18 protein-coding genes and 1 riboswitch are annotated in these 17,187 nt (G+C 60.6%); of the genes, 9 read left to right on the forward strand and 9 right to left on the reverse strand.

The window, feature by feature from the left end; all coding sequences use genetic code 11:
• Positions 1-20 precede the first annotated feature (20 nt).
• The 3 genes from FB472_RS05360 to FB472_RS05370 form a co-directional block, all read right to left on the reverse strand.
• Positions 21-296, reverse strand: a complete 276-nt coding sequence (locus FB472_RS05360) for a PTS sugar transporter subunit IIB (protein WP_021808651.1) — start codon at positions 294-296, stop codon at positions 21-23.
• 28 nt (positions 297-324) lie between these two features.
• Complete coding sequence (locus FB472_RS05365; protein WP_141989995.1) at positions 325-777, reverse strand: PTS sugar transporter subunit IIA; 453 nt, start codon at positions 775-777, stop codon at positions 325-327.
• 124 nt (positions 778-901) lie between these two features.
• On the reverse strand, positions 902-2,098 hold the full coding sequence (locus FB472_RS05370) for an ROK family protein (RefSeq protein ID WP_141989997.1): 1,197 nt from the start codon (positions 2,096-2,098) through the stop codon (positions 902-904).
• 110 nt (positions 2,099-2,208) lie between these two features.
• Here FB472_RS05370 and FB472_RS05375 point away from each other — a divergent pair, with 110 nt between their 5' ends.
• The 4 genes from FB472_RS05375 to FB472_RS05390 all read left to right on the forward strand — a co-directional run bounded on the left by FB472_RS05375 (position 2,209) and on the right by FB472_RS05390 (position 5,797).
• Positions 2,209-4,263 carry a transketolase family protein gene (locus FB472_RS05375; RefSeq protein WP_141989999.1) on the forward strand — a complete coding sequence of 685 codons (2,055 nt, stop codon included), beginning with the start codon at positions 2,209-2,211 and terminating at the stop codon, positions 4,261-4,263.
• A 69-nt stretch (positions 4,264-4,332) separates the two neighbouring features.
• Positions 4,333-4,398: riboswitch (guanidine-III (ykkC-III) riboswitch) on the forward strand.
• 9 nt (positions 4,399-4,407) lie between these two features.
• Positions 4,408-4,731: a DMT family transporter gene (locus tag FB472_RS05380; RefSeq protein ID WP_141990000.1), complete on the forward strand. Its 324-nt coding sequence runs from the start codon at positions 4,408-4,410 to the stop codon at positions 4,729-4,731.
• A 101-nt stretch (positions 4,732-4,832) separates the two neighbouring features.
• Positions 4,833-5,351 carry a cupin domain-containing protein gene (locus FB472_RS14605; protein ID WP_425467209.1) on the forward strand — a complete coding sequence of 173 codons (519 nt, stop codon included), beginning with the start codon at positions 4,833-4,835 and terminating at the stop codon, positions 5,349-5,351.
• An 89-nt stretch (positions 5,352-5,440) separates the two neighbouring features.
• Positions 5,441-5,797, forward strand: coding sequence for a cupin domain-containing protein (locus FB472_RS05390; RefSeq protein ID WP_021808661.1), 357 nt, complete (start codon positions 5,441-5,443; stop codon positions 5,795-5,797).
• Between the two features lie 65 nt (positions 5,798-5,862).
• Here FB472_RS05390 and FB472_RS14610 read toward each other — a convergent pair whose 3' ends face one another.
• Genes FB472_RS14610 through FB472_RS05410 form a run of 5 tightly spaced genes read right to left on the reverse strand, consistent with a single transcriptional unit; the run spans position 5,863 to position 8,283 of the window.
• Positions 5,863-5,940, reverse strand: coding sequence for a hypothetical protein (locus tag FB472_RS14610; protein ID WP_425467227.1), 78 nt, complete (start codon positions 5,938-5,940; stop codon positions 5,863-5,865).
• Positions 5,906-6,904 carry a dihydrolipoamide acetyltransferase family protein gene (locus FB472_RS05400; RefSeq protein WP_215730385.1) on the reverse strand — a complete coding sequence of 333 codons (999 nt, stop codon included), beginning with the start codon at positions 6,902-6,904 and terminating at the stop codon, positions 5,906-5,908. Before FB472_RS05400 ends, FB472_RS14610 begins: the two co-directional genes overlap by 35 nt.
• Positions 6,901-7,239, reverse strand: a complete 339-nt coding sequence (locus tag FB472_RS14615; RefSeq protein ID WP_425467210.1) for a thiamine pyrophosphate-dependent enzyme — start codon at positions 7,237-7,239, stop codon at positions 6,901-6,903. Before FB472_RS14615 ends, FB472_RS05400 begins: the two co-directional genes overlap by 4 nt.
• Entirely contained in the window at positions 7,127-7,393 is a 267-nt protein-coding gene (locus FB472_RS14145) for a molybdopterin-dependent oxidoreductase (RefSeq protein WP_215730387.1), read from the reverse strand. Before FB472_RS14145 ends, FB472_RS14615 begins: the two co-directional genes overlap by 113 nt.
• Entirely contained in the window at positions 7,390-8,283 is an 894-nt protein-coding gene (locus FB472_RS05410) for a molybdopterin-binding protein (protein ID WP_215730388.1), read from the reverse strand. Before FB472_RS05410 ends, FB472_RS14145 begins: the two co-directional genes overlap by 4 nt.
• 402 nt (positions 8,284-8,685) lie before the next feature.
• Between FB472_RS05410 and FB472_RS05415 the strand changes: the two genes are divergently transcribed.
• From FB472_RS05415 to FB472_RS05435, 5 genes are all read left to right on the forward strand, one after another.
• Positions 8,686-10,113: a cryptochrome/photolyase family protein gene (locus FB472_RS05415; RefSeq protein ID WP_141990004.1), complete on the forward strand. Its 1,428-nt coding sequence runs from the start codon at positions 8,686-8,688 to the stop codon at positions 10,111-10,113.
• Between the two features lie 62 nt (positions 10,114-10,175).
• Complete coding sequence (locus FB472_RS05420) at positions 10,176-10,874, forward strand: metal-dependent transcriptional regulator (protein ID WP_141990005.1); 699 nt, start codon at positions 10,176-10,178, stop codon at positions 10,872-10,874.
• A gap of 75 nt (positions 10,875-10,949) precedes the next feature.
• On the forward strand, positions 10,950-11,996 hold the full coding sequence (locus FB472_RS05425) for an iron ABC transporter substrate-binding protein (RefSeq protein WP_170192021.1): 1,047 nt from the start codon (positions 10,950-10,952) through the stop codon (positions 11,994-11,996).
• Between the two features lie 11 nt (positions 11,997-12,007).
• The gene (locus tag FB472_RS05430; RefSeq protein ID WP_246078096.1) at positions 12,008-13,561 is read left to right on the forward strand and encodes an ABC transporter permease; all 1,554 of its coding nucleotides are present in this window, start codon (positions 12,008-12,010) and stop codon (positions 13,559-13,561) included.
• Complete coding sequence (locus FB472_RS05435) at positions 13,558-14,604, forward strand: ABC transporter ATP-binding protein (protein WP_141990009.1); 1,047 nt, start codon at positions 13,558-13,560, stop codon at positions 14,602-14,604. Before FB472_RS05430 ends, FB472_RS05435 begins: the two co-directional genes overlap by 4 nt.
• Here the strand turns inward: FB472_RS05435 and FB472_RS05440 are convergent.
• Positions 14,549-17,173 carry an AMP-binding protein gene (locus FB472_RS05440; protein ID WP_170192022.1) on the reverse strand — a complete coding sequence of 875 codons (2,625 nt, stop codon included), beginning with the start codon at positions 17,171-17,173 and terminating at the stop codon, positions 14,549-14,551. The genes FB472_RS05435 and FB472_RS05440 overlap by 56 nt on opposite strands.
• Positions 17,174-17,187 lie beyond the last annotated feature (14 nt).

Consider the following 17,187-nt stretch of genomic DNA (forward strand, 5'->3'; position numbering starts at 1 on the left):
GTTAGTAACGCGGCGACGAGCTATTCGGGCAGCGCAGCCTTGAGCTTGGTGGTGATTTCTTCGAGATCAAAGAAGTTGTCGATAACGATGACCTGCGCGGGAACGTCGCCGATTTCGGAAGCAAATTCTTCCGAGGTCAGCACGATCTGAGCGTCGCGTGCCATACCGCGGGCAACTCCAATATCAGCAGCTTCCACATCGGCGTCAACTCCGAGCGTGCGAAGAACCTTCTCTGCATTCATTTTTAGGAGAACGGATGTACCGATCCCCATCCCACAGACTGCAACGATCTTCATGTGTGTGCCTTTCGGTTTCGGGAGTGCGCTACTGCGTGTTGTCTCGGATGAGCGCCCGGAGTTGTTCAGGATTGGTTGCCTCAAGGAGGCTGTCGATGTCGCCGCTCAGAACGCCGGCGAGATTTGACATGGTGGTGAGGTGTGAGTCGTGATCGACTGCAGCCAGCCCGACGACGAGTCGAACGGGGTCGTTTGCTGCGTGGCCGAATTCGACGGGATGGGCGAGGCTGACCCAGCTGATTCCGGTCTTGAGCACGGCGGGTGAGGGGCGCGAGTGTGCCAGAGCGATTGACGGCGCGATCACAATGTAGGGGCCGAGCTCTTCCACCGCACGAATCATTTCGGCGGTGTATTCGTCGGTTGTTGACCCGCTGGCGGTGAGTGCATCGCCGGCGATCCGAATGGCAGAACGCCAGTCGGGTGCCTCAGCACCCAAGATGACCGCATCATCACTGAGTTCGTCTGCCAAAGTTCTGCTCACTGCATCCTGCTTTCTCACTGTCGTTCACCCGGCCCTGTCGTTCACCCGGCCGCTGAGCGACTGCGCTGACGCTTGCGAGCCTAGTGCCATAACAGGACTTATGTCTACGAATAGCCCGAAGTGGCTATTTCTCGCCGAATTTCTGGAGCGATGCACCCCCGTCGCGCGTCAACCGGCTGATGCGGTCTGGCTCAAAGAGCGCATCCTGCGCAATAAGCGATGCGCCAATGACGCCCGCCTGATGTCCCAACTTCGCCGGAATCACCACAAGATCGCGACGCGAAAACGCCGTCGCGACGCGCAGCAAGCGCTCGCGAATGGGGTCAAGGAACACGGCACCCGCGTGAGCGATGTTGCCGCCAACCACAATTGCCGATGGATTTAGCAGGGCCACCGGATCCAACAGCGCCTCCGCGATGTGGTTGCCGGCATCCGCCAATAATTGGGCGACACCCTCATGGCCGCTGTGGGCAAGCGCGACAATGTCAGCACTCGTGCGGACCGTTGCGCCGAGCGCGTGCAACTCACGTTCAATGGCACGACCGCTGGCGACCGTGTCAAGGCATCCTGTGCGACCACACAGGCACACGTTGCTGCCTCCCGACGGCGTATGCGCCAGGTCACCGGCCCCACCCCGGGTGCCATGATAAACGCGGCCCCCAAACACAAGGCCACAGCCGATACCCATACCGACCTTCAGCACAATCGCGTCGTCGTATTCGGGCCAGCCCAGGCGGTGCTCACCCACCGCAAGAATGTTTACGTCGCGATCGACGGCGAACACCGCACGGTAATCGTCGGGAAAGTAGTTCTTGACCACGACATCCGCCCACTGGGCATTGACCTGCGGGGATGCGATTCGGCCGCTGGCAGGATCGACCGGCCCAGGAACGCCCACGCCGATACCTCGCACATCGGACCGTGACTTGTTGAGTCGGTCGAGAAGGTGATCGAAGACCTGGCAGCTCCAGTCGAAGATATCGTCGGGGCCCTGATCGAGGCCAATATCTGCCTCGTCTTCGAGAAGGATGTTCGACACGAGGTCGGTGATGGCGAGCCGTGAGTGGGAGCCGCCGATATCCATCGCAAGAAGAAGTCCGGCGTCTTTATTGACAACGAATTCTTCGGGTGGGCGACCGCCACGGGAGTCTGACTGACCGGCGCTGACGATGATGGTGGCATTCAACAGCTCATCGAGCCGGCGGGCGAGAGTGATTCGCGACCAGCCAAGCTGAGTGATGAGGTCGGAGCGGGTGGTTGCCTGACCGGCACGAATTAGGTCGAGCACAACGCCCGAACCAGTTGAGATCGCGTGCGCCATAACTGTGTCCTCCGCATTGTGACCGACCGTGACGGAAAGTCTACTTCGTGACTGTACAGATCATTCTGCACACATTGACTTTAGTACACATGTAGACCAAAGTGTCAGATATGTCAGAAAACGGACTCCCCTCACTCGGAAACGTCACGCCTGCTGAAGCGGATTCCGTTCGCGCCGCCATCGCCATTCCCGCCCACGTCGTGCAAGCCAAAGGCCACGGGCACGGTGGAACAGCGATGGCCCTGGCACCCCTCGCCCACGTGCTCTACCAACGAATTCTGCGCCACAACCCCCACAACCCCCACTGGCTCGGCCGTGACCGACTCGTACTCTCGGCCGGTCACGCCAGTCTGCTGCTGTATGTGCAGCTGTTTCTGACGGGCTACGGGCTGGAACTCGACGACTTGGCCAAGAGTCGCACCCTCGGTAGTCGCACCCCCGGGCATCCGGAACTCGGCCACACCCCCGGCATCGAAATGAGCACCGGACCGCTCGGCCAGGGTGTTGCCTCTGCCGTGGGAATGGCGCTGGCGGCACGCCGCGAGCGCGCGCTCTTCGCGCCCGACAGTGACCTGCTCGACACCACCATCTGGGCGATCGCCGGCGACGGCTGCATGCAGGAGGGTGTCAGCGGTGAAGCCTCAAGCCTGGCGGGCACTCTCGGCCTCGACAACCTTGTGCTGATCTGGGATGACAACAACGTCACCATCGACTCCACCGGTGAAGCAGCCTTCAGCGAGGATGTGCGTGGACGATACACCGCCTACGGCTGGCGGGTGCTGGAAATCGACGACGCGAGCAACCTCGACCAGATTGAGGCTGTGCTCGCCGAAGCACAGTCGCGCGACGGCCGCCCCACGTTCGTTGCCATACGCAGCGTGATTGGTGCACCGTCAGCCGAGTTCTCAGGCAAGCCCGCAGCCCACTCTGGTGGCTTCGGCGACGACGACGTTTCGGCCATCAAGACAGCGCTCGGCTTTGCTCCGGATGCTCCGCTCGACGCCCTCGTCACCGACGACGGTCTCAGCTTTGCGCGTGGCGCTCTCGCCCGAGGCCAGGCGTTCGAAGACGAATGGACTGCCGCGATGGCGTGCTGGAAGGCTGCGGAACCTGAGGCGGCGCGAGCCTGGCATGCATTCCGGAATCCGGATGCTGCGGCACCCCTCAGCGCACTGAATGAAATCGAGCTGCCTGCCGTCGGCACACCATCGGCGACCCGCAAGCTCAACAGTGTTGTCGTTAAGGCCCTGCAGAATGTGTCATCACTGTGGGGCGGGTCGGCAGACTTGGCCGGATCGACGGGGGTGGATGTGCCCGGCTTCGCGGTGACGGCGAGCAACCCCGGTGGCGAATTCATTCGCTTCGGGATTCGTGAGCACGCCATGGCAGCAATTCTCAATGGCATTGCGATTCAGGGGCCATGGCGACCGTTTGCGTCGACCTACCTCGTGTTCAGCGATTACATGCGGCCGAGCATCCGACTGGCTGCTCTCATGCAGTTGCCCGTTGTCTATGTGTTCACCCACGACAGTGTTGCGGTTGGTGAGGATGGGCCAACCCACCAACCGGTGGAGCAGATTGCGTCGCTGCGCACAGTGCCGGGCCTCGACGTGGTGCGCCCCGCGGATGCGGCAGAGGTTGTGTCGGTGTGGAAGCGCCTAATTGCGCGGCCTGCCGGCCCCACAGCGCTGGTGTTTTCCCGTCAGGATGTTCCCGTTCTGCACGAGCGTGACCACTTGGATGCCAAGGTCGCCCACGGCGGTTATGTTGCGTGGCAGCACGGTGATGGCCTCGATCTTGCGCTCATCGCCACCGGCAGTGAGGTTTCTTTCGCCCTTGAGGCTGCGGAGACTCTGGCGGTCGAGGGTGTTGCGGTGCGAGTCATTTCGATGCCGAGCGTTGAGTGGTTTGCGGCGAGTGACGCCTCGTATCGCGAGATGGTTTTGCCCGCCTCGATCGCTGCACGTGTTGCTGTGGAGGCTGGTCGCGGTGATGCCTGGTACCGCTGGGTGGGCCTCGACGGTGAAGTGGTGAGTGTTGAAGAGTTTGGCGAATCCGGGTCTGGCGCACAGGTGATGGCCCGACGTGGAATCACTCTCGATGCGGTGCTCAGGGCTTCGCGGCGCGCACTGGGCGCCGGTCGCGCGGCCCACGGTAGCGACTGAGTCACGCGCTCGATACCGGGAGCCCTGCGTCGGGGAATCCTGCCAGTTCACAGCACTTTTGGTACGATCGAGTTGGCCGCAATCAACGGCCCCCGACGACGGTTCAGTACCGGGTACGCGACAAGACTGGCCAAGGAGACTGTTGTGTACTGGCTTGTTCTGATTCTCTCTGGTGTGCTCGAAGCCGTCTGGGCCACTGCGCTCGGCAAATCGGAGGGCTTCACGAAGCTCTGGCCATCCATCATCTTTGGCGTGGCAATTATCATCAGCATGGGTGGGCTCGCGTTTGCGATGCGCGAGATCCCCATCGGTACCGCCTACGCCATCTGGGTGGGAATAGGGGCTGCGCTTACCGTCACCTACGCGATGATCTTCGGTGGTGAACCTGTCTCGTGGGTGAAAGTCTTACTCATCATGGGGCTGATTGGATGCATCGTCGGGCTCAAGCTCGTCGACTCACCAAGCTAATCGAAGCGACTACATACCACTGCACAACACATGCCAACCTCATACACCGGGTATTGACGGAGGGTGATGTGTGACTGACTGGCTGCACAACCCAGGTGGTCATGCTGATCTCTACTTTCAGTGATGCCCCGCTGGTCGCAAATGCCATCGGGTCGATTACCGGAGTAGATGAGATTCATGCCTCACTGCTGCCCGAAGACAAACTCGATATCGTCGCTGTGGAGAACATTGCCATCGCGCTCATAACCGTGTCGCTGCTGCCGATCGGTGTGCTGCTTGGAGCAGTAACCATGTCGATCGGGATGCTGGTGCACGAGGCATCCGTGCTGATCGTCATAGCCAACGCCATGCGTCTCTTGGGCCGCCATGACGGCACCACCGGTAGCGGCTCATCCGTGAATACCAAAACGACCAATTCTATAGGCAAACTAGCTCAGCAGAGCCCGAACTTTAGAAGGGTGCTGTGGAACGGAAAGCACTCGCAGATTGTCATCATGACCATTCCTGCCGGAACACTCCACAACTTCCGAAACACCGGAGACGAGATGCTGCTGAGGCGATGGGGAGCGACAACCCGCCCACAACGACGCAAGCAACGAAATAGAGGAAATCAAGATTGACCCAAAGAGTCTCCCCGAAATCGGCACGGATGAAGCAGAGTTGCGTGCAAGGACGGTCCGAATTGTGAGAAGAACCGTACACTATCCGCATGACGAAGATTTCGATCGAGGCACTCGCACTTCATCAACTTCATGCCGCCGCTGAAGCGGGTGGGGGCCGGGCCTCCGAAACGGTATACGGCGGCCACGAGAAATCGTTGCGCCAAACGGTAATCGGAATGCTCAAAGGCACCAGTTTAGGCGAGCACGACAACCACGACGATGCCACCGTGTACGTACTTCAGGGGCGAATCCGCCTGCAAATTGGTAAGGACTCGTGGAACGCCCGCCCCGGCAGCCTACTGATCGTGCCCCACGGGCGTCATAGTTTTGAAGCACTCGAAGATTCGGCGATTCTGATGAGTGTCGCCAAGCGACCATACCCACCAGGGCAGCTCTTGCCGTGACCTATGTGACTGACGGACCGGATGATTGGAAAGTGCGCTTCACGCGCGCCTAACGCCGAACTGTCTCAGACGAGCATGCGCAGCGGCTGCTCCAGCATTCCCTTGAGATCACGCAGGAAGGCGGCCGCTGTCGCACCATCCATCGCACGGTGATCCACGGTGATCCACGGTGAGCGTGATTTTCATCTTCTGCACCTCTACAAGTTCTCCGCCGAGTAACTTCAGCTCTGGGCTGGCCGCTCCCACGGCAAGAATTCCTGCCTCGGGCGCGTTGAGCATCGCCGTGAATTCATCAATACCGAACATGCCCAGGTTGCTGACCGAGAAGGTTCCCCCCGACATCTGATCCAACGTCAGCTTGCTGCCGCGTGCGGCACTGGCCAGCGCCACCACTTCGGCACCAATCTCGCTGAGAGATTTACGGTCAGCGTCAGTGACCACCGGAACCAACAGTCCCGCATCGGTTACCACAGCAATGCCCACATTTATTCGTGGATGCCGCAGGAGTGAATCGCCGTTGAACGACACGTTGGCCTCCGGATGCTGCCGCAGCGTAAACGCCACCGCTTTCACGATGAAATCATTGAGGCTCACCTTGACGCCCTGCGTCGCCAACCCTTCGTTGACCTCTCGGCGCAACACCATCAGGCGATCAACTTCAACGCCGTTGGTGAGGAAGAAATGGGGAATGTCTTGGCTCTGGGTGAGCCGCTTGGCTGTGACCTTACGAATCTTACTGAGCGGGATGACCTCGGCTGCGGCAGCGATTGCCGCGTCGACATCCACACGAATAATGCGGCCGTTGGGGCCACTACCCGTCACCGAATCAAGGTCGATGTCGATGTCGATGTCGTTGTCGTTGTCGTGCGCAAGCTTTCGTGCCAGCGGAGATATTCGGAGTTTGTCCACAGTCGAGGCGGATTCGGCGGATGCCGGGGATGCCTTTTTTGCGGTGGACTCAGATTCAGCGCCGGGATCAGGCTTGGGCTCGGGCTCGCTCGGAAGCCACGTAGACGCGTTCGCCGCCGGGCTCGAATACACCTTGTCGAAAAGCTCGTCAACCGACGGATCCGGGCTGGTCTCGGCAGACTCCACGGCCTCGGTCACGATTGTGTCTGCCCTGTCATCAATGGCATCCGCGTCTTCTTTCGAACGGTAGCGCGCCGATCAACAACCGAATGCCCCTTGAGGCGGTAGCGCATGAGCTCGAGGAGCACCGGACGCCGGCCTTCCCTCGCGGTGGTCAGGGCTGCCCGTGCCGCATCGCGAACCACAATCGGTAGATTCCGCACGCCGGCGAGGTTCAGCGACTCATGGAAGGCGCCAATGTTAGTGGTGGCATCCCCCATCAGGCACATCACCGCCTCCGACTTCGGAGAAGTGCTCGACGAACTCGATGCCCTTAATCCACTTGACCAGCTTGAACCCCAACTGCACTTCATTGCGCAAGCGGTGAGGGGCGCCGTGACGGAACGAGAGGTCATCATCATTCATCTCGTAGGCCAACATCGTCAGGGGGTAGCTCATCTGCTCAAGCGGCTGGGCGTCGTAGTAGATTCCCCCGTCCGGGTCGAGAGCAAAGGAGTAGAAGATCACCGACTTCGCGATGCCCGACCAGCCTTGAATGCGCAAATGCTGCGTGAATTGCTCGTGGTGGGAAAAGAACGAAGCTGCTCTAGGTTCAGGTCGACAGGGTTCTCAACGAGACCATTAATGCGCAGCGTGTAGCCGGCGAAGTCGCCAGCCTGCAACTGCTTGTACTCTTCTGTCTCCGGATACTTGCCGTTGTGCCAGAAGTAGGGAGAGATGTCTTTCTCGCTGTACTGGCCGGGCTTCGCATCGATGTGCTCAAAGAGTTTCTGTGCGGGCCCGATGAGTGCGTAGCCCGCTTTCTGAACCTTCCGGAGGAAGCGGTAGGTCAGTGGCGTAGAAGCCACCCACGCAACGATCATCACCACCATCGATACCGCGAAGATTGCGAAACCGACCCAGCTGGCGTCGTCGCGCGACACGTATATGTGGTTCAGATTGCGGAGAGCACCGGTGGTCATGACCAGCGCAACATGCACGACGATGAACATGACGAACCAGCACAGCACCAAGAAGTGCAACGTTCGGGCTATCTGAATACTGAACTGATCCAACGGAACCGTGTCGAAAGTGCCGGAGACATTCCAGCTCATGGGGACCAGACGCATCCATTGTCCGATGGCGAAAATGAGAACCGTAAAGATGAGCCCATTGAGGAGCCAGAGGGTGTCGATGCCGAGATGCCACCGGCGAGCTAAACCGATCGAATGGCGCCGACCCGGGAGGCCTACGCCGTCGGGCAGGGTGATGGAGTCCTGCTTCGCCGTACATAACGGGTCAGTGGGAATCGGCTTCTGGATGCGAAACCAGTCCTTGCCCGGAGTGGAATGCCGGGGCAGGTACAGCCTTGGGTGGTCGGCGAGAATCGTTATCCCCGAGCGGATGGTAAAGATCAAGAAAAAGGCATTCAGAAAATGTTGCCAGCCAACTAGTCGCCCTGCCCTGATCAGGTGTCAACGAAAGTGAGACCTGCGAGAGGATTACGAGCAACGTGCCGCTGAATATAGGCATTTTTAAAGATTTTTTGAAAATAACGGAATGATAACTAGACAGCGTTATCTTTCCGTTATACATTCATAGGGCAGAAGTTGTTTGCTGTGGCAGCTACTGCGGAATGTGATTGCAGGACACTCTTGGTGCAAGGGCGAGGGTCGGTTTCATGCCTCTGAAACCGGCCCTCGAACTATTTAACCGGTATATTCTCGATCCCTGCACCCCGCTGATGCCACCCGGCCTTGCGCTGCTGTTCCGACTCCGACTCCGGTCGCGCTGTCAGCCGCAAAACGTAGAATAGTGGCGTGAGTAGAAACGAGAACCGGCCCTCCATCGTGTGGTTGCGAAACGACCTGCGACTAGCCGACAACCCCGCGCTCACTGCCGCCGCGAGCGAAAACCGACCACTCGTCGTTGTTTATGTACACGACGAAACCGGCGACGGCATCCGGCCACTGGGATCGGCAAGCAAGTGGTGGTTGCACCACAGTCTTACCGCCCTGGATGCCGCCCTGCAGAAACTGGGTGGCCAATTGACCCTGCGAAGCGGCCCGGCAACGCAAGTTCTGCCCGCGCTGGTGCAGGAGCTCGACGCCGCCTCGGTGCACTGGAACCGCCGTTATAGCTCAGCCCGCGATATTGATGCCGGGCTCAAGTCGAGCCTGCGCGAACAGGGCCTCGCCGTTGAGAGCCACCCGGGAAACCTGCTGCACGAACCCTGGCACGTGCGAAACGGTCAGGGCGAGGCCTACAAAGTGTTCACCCCCTACTGGCGGGCAGCGCAAGAGCTGGCCGTGCGTGACCTGCTGCCCCAGCCGAAGCGCACCGAACTGCGGTGGCCAGACGCTGCCCCCGTCAGCGACGAACTCGCCGAGTGGAGCCTGCTGCCGACCCACCCTGACTGGGCTGGCGGACTGCGCGACACGTGGACACCCGGTGAGGGCGGCGCAGTCGATCGCCTCGAAAGCTTTGTGATCGAACGGCTCGTCAACTATCACCGCCGTGACGAACCCGCCGTTGATGCCACCAGCGGGCTCAGTCCGCACCTGCGGTTTGGCGAGATCAGTCCGACCCAGATTTGGGATCGTCTGCGCGGCAGCGGCGCAGAAACGGTGCCCACCTCAGCGCTGAAGAATGCAGCAAAATTCTTGAGTGAGGTGGGCTGGCGCGAATTTTCGGCCACCCAACTCTTCGACAACCCGCGCCTTGCGGTCGACAACTACCGGCCCGCCTTTGACGCATTCCCGTGGGGTTACACCGTCGACCAGATCGGTGCCGTCGACGAACCCGCGGGCGTTGCCGAAGTCGAAGCGTGGCGGCGCGGCCGCACCGGCGTACCCCTCGTCGATGCAGGCATGCGCGAACTCTGGCACACCGGCACCATGCACAATCGCGTGCGCATGGTCGTGGCAAGCTTTCTGATCAAAAATCTGCTCATCGACTGGCGCGCCGGAGAGCAGTGGTTCTGGGACACCCTCGTCGACGCTGACGACGCCAGCAATCCCGCCAACTGGCAGTGGGTTGCCGGATCTGGTGCGGATGCCGCCCCCTACTTTCGTGTCTTCAACCCGGTGCTGCAACAAAACAAGTTCGACCCCGCCGGCGAATACGTTGCCCGCTGGGTTCCGGAGTTGGGCACCGCCGACTACCCGGAGCCGATCGTCGACCTGCGCGAAACTCGCCGGGAAGCCCTCGAAGCGTACGACGCCGTGAAAGCTGCCGCCGCATCCTGAGTACAGCACCTCCCAACAACTACGCCCACCCGTAGTTGAATCTTCGGCTTTAGACTGGGCGCATGTCGGTCACGCAACTATCTGCCAGCGCCCAGAACTATCTCAAAACGGTGTGGACCCTCACCGAGTGGTCAGATGCCCCGGTCACGGCAACCGTGATTGCCGAACGAACCGGATTCACCCTCTCCAGCGTCTCGGATGCCGTGCGCCGCCTCACCGAACAGGGCTTTATTGATCACGCCCCCTACGCCTCAATCGCACTCACCGCCACCGGTCGGGCACACGCTGTCGCGATGGTGCGCCGCCACCGCCTCATCGAATCCTTTCTTGTGAGCGTTCTTGGCTACACCTGGGATCAGGTGCATGATGAGGCCGAGAACCTCGAACATGCGGTGTCAGATTTCATGGTTGAGCGCATGGATGCGTTCTTAGAACACCCCACCCGCGACCCCCACGGAGACCCCATCCCGAGCGCAGATGGTGTCGTGATGATGCCGGATGCCGTGCAACTGAGCAGAGTCGCCCCCGGTAGCACCGTGGTCGTGGAGCGAATCTCTGACGGTGACCCGGCGCTGCTCAAATATTTCGAAGAGTGTGGGATTGTTGTCGACGCGCGCTTGAGTATCGCCGCCGGCGAGCCCTACTCGGATGCCCTCAGCGTGAGCGTCGCGGCACAGACGTCCCCCGTTTCTCTCGGGCGCGCTGCGAGCGCCGCGCTGTATGTTTCGGGCGGCACTGTGATTGATGCCGTTGTCCTGTGAAACGATTCCCTGGATAGCACCCCACTGTTAGTTAGGATAGCCTTATCTAACATCGAACACTGAGGGGCTTCATCCGTGAGAAAACTGCTGACGATCACCGCGACCATCGCCGCAACAGGCCTACTGCTGAGCGGATGCGCTGCCGGCGGTAGCGACAGCGCTAGCACTGAGGATGTGGTCGCAGAAGCTAGCGATGAAGCACTCGTGGTCTATAACGCCCAGCACGAACAGCTCACTGAAGAATGGGTGGAGGAATTTACCGCTCAGACCGGAATCGAAGTAGTGCTGCGTAATGGCGGCGACAGCGAGCTCGGCAATCAGCTGGTGGCAGAGGGTGAAGCATCCCGTGCTGATGTGTTTCTCACTGAGAACTCACCCGCCATGTCACTGGTCGAAAATGAGGGGCTTTTCGCACCGGTAGATGCCGAAACCCTTGCACTGGTTCCCGAACAGTACCGGCCCGCCAGTGGAATGTGGACCGGTATTGCCGCGCGCTCCACCGTTTTCGTCTACAACCCCGAACTGCTTTACGAATCCGAACTCCCCACATCCATCCTCGATCTGCAGAATCCTGAATGGATGGGCAGCTGGGGTGGAGCACCCGCTGGCGCAGATTTTCAAGCGATAGTCTCCGCAATTCTGGAGACCCAAGGCACTGAAGCTACCGCCGAGTGGCTAGAGGGAATGAAAGAAAACGCCACGATCTACCGCAACAACATTGTGACCATGAAGGCCGTAAATGCCGGCGAAGTAGCAGGGGGCATCATCTATCACTACTACTGGTTCCGCGACTCCGATGCTGAGGGAGAAAACAGTGGCAACACAAAGCTGCACTACTTTGGCAATGAAGATCCCGGAGCGTTCGTCAGCGTCTCTGGTGGCGGCGTGCTGGCATCAAGCGATAACGCCGACAAAGCACAACAGTTTCTCGCGTTTCTCGCCGGCGCCGACGGTCAAAAGATTCTCGGCGAAGGCTACAGCTTCGAATATCCGGTCGGCAGCGAAGTTGATGCAAGAGATCCCCTACCGGCACTCGATTCACTCAACGCCCCCGTCGTCGACCCATCATCACTGAATAGTCCTGAAGTGCTCAAACTCATGATGCAAGCGGGCCTCCTCTGACAGCATCGCGCGTGACACGAACGTCACGCGCTACGCGAGCATCCACAACGACAACGACACCGCCCTCACCGGGACTGCTCGTTGTCGTTGTGGTACTCGCTATCGGGATGCTGATACCGGTCGGCTACGTAATTGAAGCCACCGCGCGGATCGGTCTCGATGAACTCGGGGCACTACTACTGCGACCTCGGGTAGGTGAACTCCTCACCAATACCGTCCTGATCGTTCTCCTGGCGGTCCCACTCACCATCGTGCTCGGAGTCGGAAGTGCGTGGCTCGTCGAACGCACCGACCTGCCCGGCAGACGCTTCTTCGCAGTGCTGTGTGTCGCACCCCTGGCCATCCCCTCCTTCGTCAGCAGCTACGGATGGGCGAGCATCGTGCCCTCCATTCAGGGACTCGGCGGTGGGCTCCTTGTCGCAACACTTGCCTACTATCCGCTGGTCTACCTCCCCGCCCTCGCCACCCTGCGGGGCCTCAATCCCAGCCTCGAAGAAAGCGCACGATCGTTAGGGCTCACCGAGGGGGCAATTCTCCTCAGGGTCGTCATCCCCCAGCTTCGCCTAGCCATTCTGGGTGGGGGTCTCATCGTTGCACTCCACCTCCTGGCAGAATACGGCGCCTTCGCCTTCATCCGGTTCGACACCTTCACGACCGCAATCGTTGTCGCCTACCAGTCAACATTTGCCGGGCCCTCAGCGGCCTCACTCGGTATCGTTCTCGCACTGCTGAGCATCATCGTGCTGGCCATCGAAGCCACCGCGCGCGGACGCGCCCGCTACGCTTACGTTGGATCGAGTAGCGCCACCCAAGCCCAGCCCATCGCCCTGGGAAGGTTCACCCCGGTCGCGATCCTCTCCGTCACCGCCCTGGGCGCGCTGGCCACAGTCGTTCCCATGGCCAGCGTCATCCGGTGGTCTTTCGCCGCGAAACCCGACATGCTCGACGGCCTCTGGCGCGCGCTCGTAGACACCTCTCTACTCTCGCTCAGTGGTGCAGTGGGGGCGGTTCTCGTCGCACTCCCGATAGCGTGGCTCGCGACACGGCACCCATCACGCCTCAGCAAAACTCTCGAAGGCGGCTACTCAATCGCCAGCAGCCTTCCCGCAATCATTGTGGCGCTGGCATTGGTCACGGTGACGCTCAATGTTGCGCCGGCGATTTACCAGACCGCGGCAACCGTAACGGCGGCCTACGTCATCATCTTCCTCCCGCGGGCGCTGGTGACCCTCCGTGCCGGATTGGCTCAGGTGCCAGAGTCACTGGAAGAAGCAGCCCGTGCGCTGGGAACCCCACCGCTACTGGCACGGTTGCGAGTAACACTCCCATTGCTGCTTCCCGCGATAGCGGCAGCCGGTGCCCTTGTCGCGCTGGGAGCAGCCAACGAATTGACCGCCACACTCTTGCTCGCACCCACCGGCACGCGAACGCTCGCGACCCAGTTCTGGTCGGCCGCCTCATCCATCGACTACCCCGGTGCAGCCCCCTACGCCATCACGCTGGTGCTACTCTCGATTCCCGCTGTGGCTCTACTTTTTGCGCAGACCGGGAGTAAAGCACGGTGAAGCTCAGCATCAACAATGTCGGAAAATCGTTCGGCACAACGCCCGTTGTGACCAACGTCTCTCTCGACGTGCCCCAGGGGTCACGCACAGCCATCGTCGGGTCTTCGGGATGCGGCAAGACGACACTTCTGCGTCTTATTGCAGGCTTCATTAAGCCGGATTCGGGCGAGATCTCTCTGGGCGACCGCATCATCGCCGCCCCCGGGCACAGCGTGCCAGCACACCGACGAGGTATCGGATATGTGGCTCAGGATGGTGCACTCTTTCCCCACCTATCGGTCGTCGCGAACATTGGGTTCGGTCTGCCCCGCGCCGGGCGAATTGAGCGCATCGGTGAAGTGATGAAACTGGCCTCGCTCGATGAGAGTCTCGGCGCACGCTATCCCCACCAGCTTTCAGGTGGTCAGCAGCAGCGGGTTGCTCTCGCCCGCGCCCTCGCACCCCGGCCCGAGGTGGTGCTGCTCGATGAGCCATTCAGCGCGCTCGATACCGGATTGCGTGGACAAACACGGGCGGCCGTGATCACCGCGCTGGAACGCAGCGGCACCACCACCGTGCTGGTGACCCACGATCAGGAAGAAGCCCTCTCCTTCGGTGATGGGGTCGCCGTAATGATCACGGGGGCGCTCCCGCAATCAGGATCTCCTGAGACCGTGTTCAGCGACCCAGTTTCTGCTGACGTTGCCGCTCTCTTGGGCTGCGCCGTGCTACTGCCGGCTGCACGAAAAGGCAGCGATGTCGAGACCCCTTTGGGCGTGCTGAGAGTACGACACGACCACGCGACAGGGGCAGCATCGGTGGCAGCAATGATCCGCCCGGCCCAGGTTTCGCTGTCTGACACGCACTCCCACTGCAGTGCGGCGGTGACTGGTCTGCGCCAGATGGGTCCCACCGCTGTGGTGTCTCTGGTGACGGAAGGCTCACACCCGACCGCGATCTCGCTCAGCGTTCCTACCCGTCAGACGCAGTCGCTAGTAGTGGGTGCCGTCATAGGCCTAGAGGTTGATGGTGGCGCTGTGCTCTATCCGTCGTCGCTTTCCTGACCAGGGTGCGCGCGCGACTCACGATAAAGGTGTAAAACTTCCACACCAGAAGCCCCACGACAAGTGAGGCAAGCGTTGCCAGTAGTGGCGAGTACGTTTCGATGCCCGGGTAAACCTGCCAGTGCGTGAGGTAGGTGAAGAAGGAAGCGCCGGCGAGCGTCGCAATGATTCCCACCAGCCAGCGCGGGGCGGGAAGTGACGTGACCCACAGCAACAGCAGCACACCGCCGATGACGATCGCCGCACGCAGGGGTTGCCCGAAGAAACTGATCACACACACAACGCTGAGTGCCGACACGAGCAGGCGCTGCGTTCTCGTGGCGATCCGCGCGATCACCCATCCCAACGCGATGCACCACGCGACCGTCGAGAGCGCATACATTTCGGTGCCCTCCGCGTGAACTCCCCCCAGAGCAACCGTTCTAACCACGAGCGTCAGTGCCAAGATCGCGAGTGCGAACGCAAACGGCCATCGCCGCTCCCACCGGCGCACCGCGGGGATGGCAAGAAGTACTACGACCAGCAGGATTGACCAGAGCATCGCTTCGAGAAACCAGTAGCGCCACTCGGAGGTCCACTGCGGGCTGCCTACGAAGTTGTTGACCAAGAAGACCGTGGCGGTGGCGTACGCACTAGCCACGAGCGTCACACAACCAATCCAGACAATCGCGGGGATCGCGAGCGAGGCAACGCTGGCAAGCATGGCCCGGGTGCGTAGTCGATCAGACCGATTCGTGAGGTGAAAACGTGCCAGGTTATAACCGGCGATCACCAACAAGAGATGGGCACCGCCCTGCAAAAAGAAGAGATCGCCGTGGGTCGCGACGATGAGCACGATCGCCACCGCGCGGAGCACAATGGGAACTTCGATGCGAGTCAATCGGCGTCGCGAACGCGGAATCTCCCTACTCGGTACCGCCCGGCGTTGAGCACCATACTCCGCGAGCTCGACCATCGACATTGTGGGCCAGGTGCGCGGCAGCACCCCCACCAACTCTTCCAAGTGCAGTGAAACTTCAACATAGCTCAGTGAGTCGCCCCCGAGATCGGCAAACGAGTCACCGATGACGGCGTGCGGAGTTCCCAAGAGGTGGGCGATGCGCGCTCTCAGAGTCTCGGCGGTGTGGTCTGCGGCGGGGCTGGCGAACGCAGCGCTGCGGCTATTGGCGAAACGCAGCAGGGCAACCGTGTCAGTTTTGCCGCTGGGAGTGCGCGGGAACTCAGCGACCACATGCACCTCCACAGAATGAGCGGGTAAGCCCCACTGTGAGGTTGCATAGTCGGCGACCGGTGCGCATTTTCGTTCCGTGGTCACAAAGAGCTTCAGCCGTTCGGCGCTACTGACCGCTTTCACACTGAGGCCAACAGCGTCGAGTTGCTGCTCGACATGATCGAGATCGATGCGGAGTCCGTAAATCTTGGCAAGGCGATTGCTGCGCCCCACAATTTCGTAGAGCCCATCGTCGCGCTGTCGAGCAAGATCTCCGGTACGAAGCTCTGTTGTGCTGACACCCAACGCGAGATCTTGGGTACCGTGTCCGTAGCCCATCATCACGTTGGGCCCGGTGTAGACAAGTTCACCAACATCCGACGATGGCGGTGAGTCGATGCGAAACTGCCCCCCGGGGATGGGCACGCCGATAGTGCCCACAGCGGTTTCCGCCAGGTCACTCGGCACATAAGCCATTCGTGCCGTTGCCTCTGTCTGCCCATACATAGTGATGAAGTCGAATCCACGATGGCGGCCCAGCTGAATGAATTTGCGGGCCCGTTCGGGATCGAGTCTTCCTCCCGCCTGGGTGACATAGCGCAGCGACGGCAGCTCGCGCGACAGGAACTCAGTCTTTTCGAGCAGCTCAAAGGTGTACGGAACTCCCGCAAACGATGTCGCCTGCACCGCCTCGAAGTCATCCCATAGCTCGGCCTCAACCACCGAACGTGACGTCAAGCGCACCGATGCGCCGGCAACGAGGTGGCTATTGAGCACCGATAACCCGTAGCAGTAGTGCAGCGGCAGTGTAGTTATAGCCCGATCGTGGGCGCCAAGCTCGAGGTACTCAGAGATTGCGGAAGCATTCGACAGCACATTTTCTCGGGAAAGACGCACCACTTTGGGTGACCCTGTTGATCCGGAGGTGCTGGCGAGCATGGCAAGGTCAGGATGAAGCTCATGCCGCGTTCCCGGGCGTGCTTCGTGCAGCATCCACTGGTTGTTGTCAACGCGTGCAATGACGTCGGGATCGAAGCGGTCGATGAGGGCGTCAGCACGGTTGATGATGGGCTCGAAATCGGATGATGGGCCACCATCGGAGGCCTGCACTGTGGGTTCAACCAGCAACACCGGATGCCCGGCTTCCAGGGATGCGAGGTACGTGACGACCGGCTCCAGTGCTGCGGATGCTTCGATCAGCACTAGCCTGCGGGTGGCCCCCAGTTCGTCTCGTCGAGCGGCGACGCGCTCGCGAAGATCGTCGTAGCTTAGATCGCCATCGTCGGTGATGAGTGCGGTGTGCTGGTCTGAACCGCGAGCAAGGTTCAGGGCTTTGGTTTCGGTGTGGGTGATCGTCATCGTGTGCTGAGTAC

Source organism: Rhodoglobus vestalii (assembly GCF_006788895.1).
GTDB lineage: Bacteria > Actinomycetota > Actinomycetes > Actinomycetales > Microbacteriaceae > Rhodoglobus > Rhodoglobus vestalii.

Bases quoted from the DNA above. Each gene is read 5' to 3' on its own strand.
- FB472_RS14610 (WP_425467227.1), bottom strand. From the start codon at position 5,940: ATGGATGGTGCGACAGCGGCCGCCTTCCTGCGTGATCTCAAGGGAATG.
- FB472_RS05370 (WP_141989997.1), bottom strand. From the start codon at position 2,098: ATGGCGCACGCGATCTCAACTGGTTCGGGCGTTGTGCTCGACCTAATT.
- FB472_RS14605 (WP_425467209.1), top strand. From the start codon at position 4,833: ATGCTGATCTCTACTTTCAGTGATGCCCCGCTGGTCGCAAATGCCATC.
- FB472_RS05390 (WP_021808661.1), top strand. From the start codon at position 5,441: ATGACGAAGATTTCGATCGAGGCACTCGCACTTCATCAACTTCATGCC.
- FB472_RS05360 (WP_021808651.1), bottom strand. From the start codon at position 296: ATGAAGATCGTTGCAGTCTGTGGGATGGGGATCGGTACATCCGTTCTC.
- FB472_RS05440 (WP_170192022.1), bottom strand. From the start codon at position 17,173: ATGACGATCACCCACACCGAAACCAAAGCCCTGAACCTTGCTCGCGGT.
- FB472_RS14615 (WP_425467210.1), bottom strand. From the start codon at position 7,239: ATGAAGTGCAGTTGGGGTTCAAGCTGGTCAAGTGGATTAAGGGCATCG.
- FB472_RS05420 (WP_141990005.1), top strand. From the start codon at position 10,176: ATGTCGGTCACGCAACTATCTGCCAGCGCCCAGAACTATCTCAAAACG.
- FB472_RS05375 (WP_141989999.1), top strand. From the start codon at position 2,209: ATGTCAGAAAACGGACTCCCCTCACTCGGAAACGTCACGCCTGCTGAA.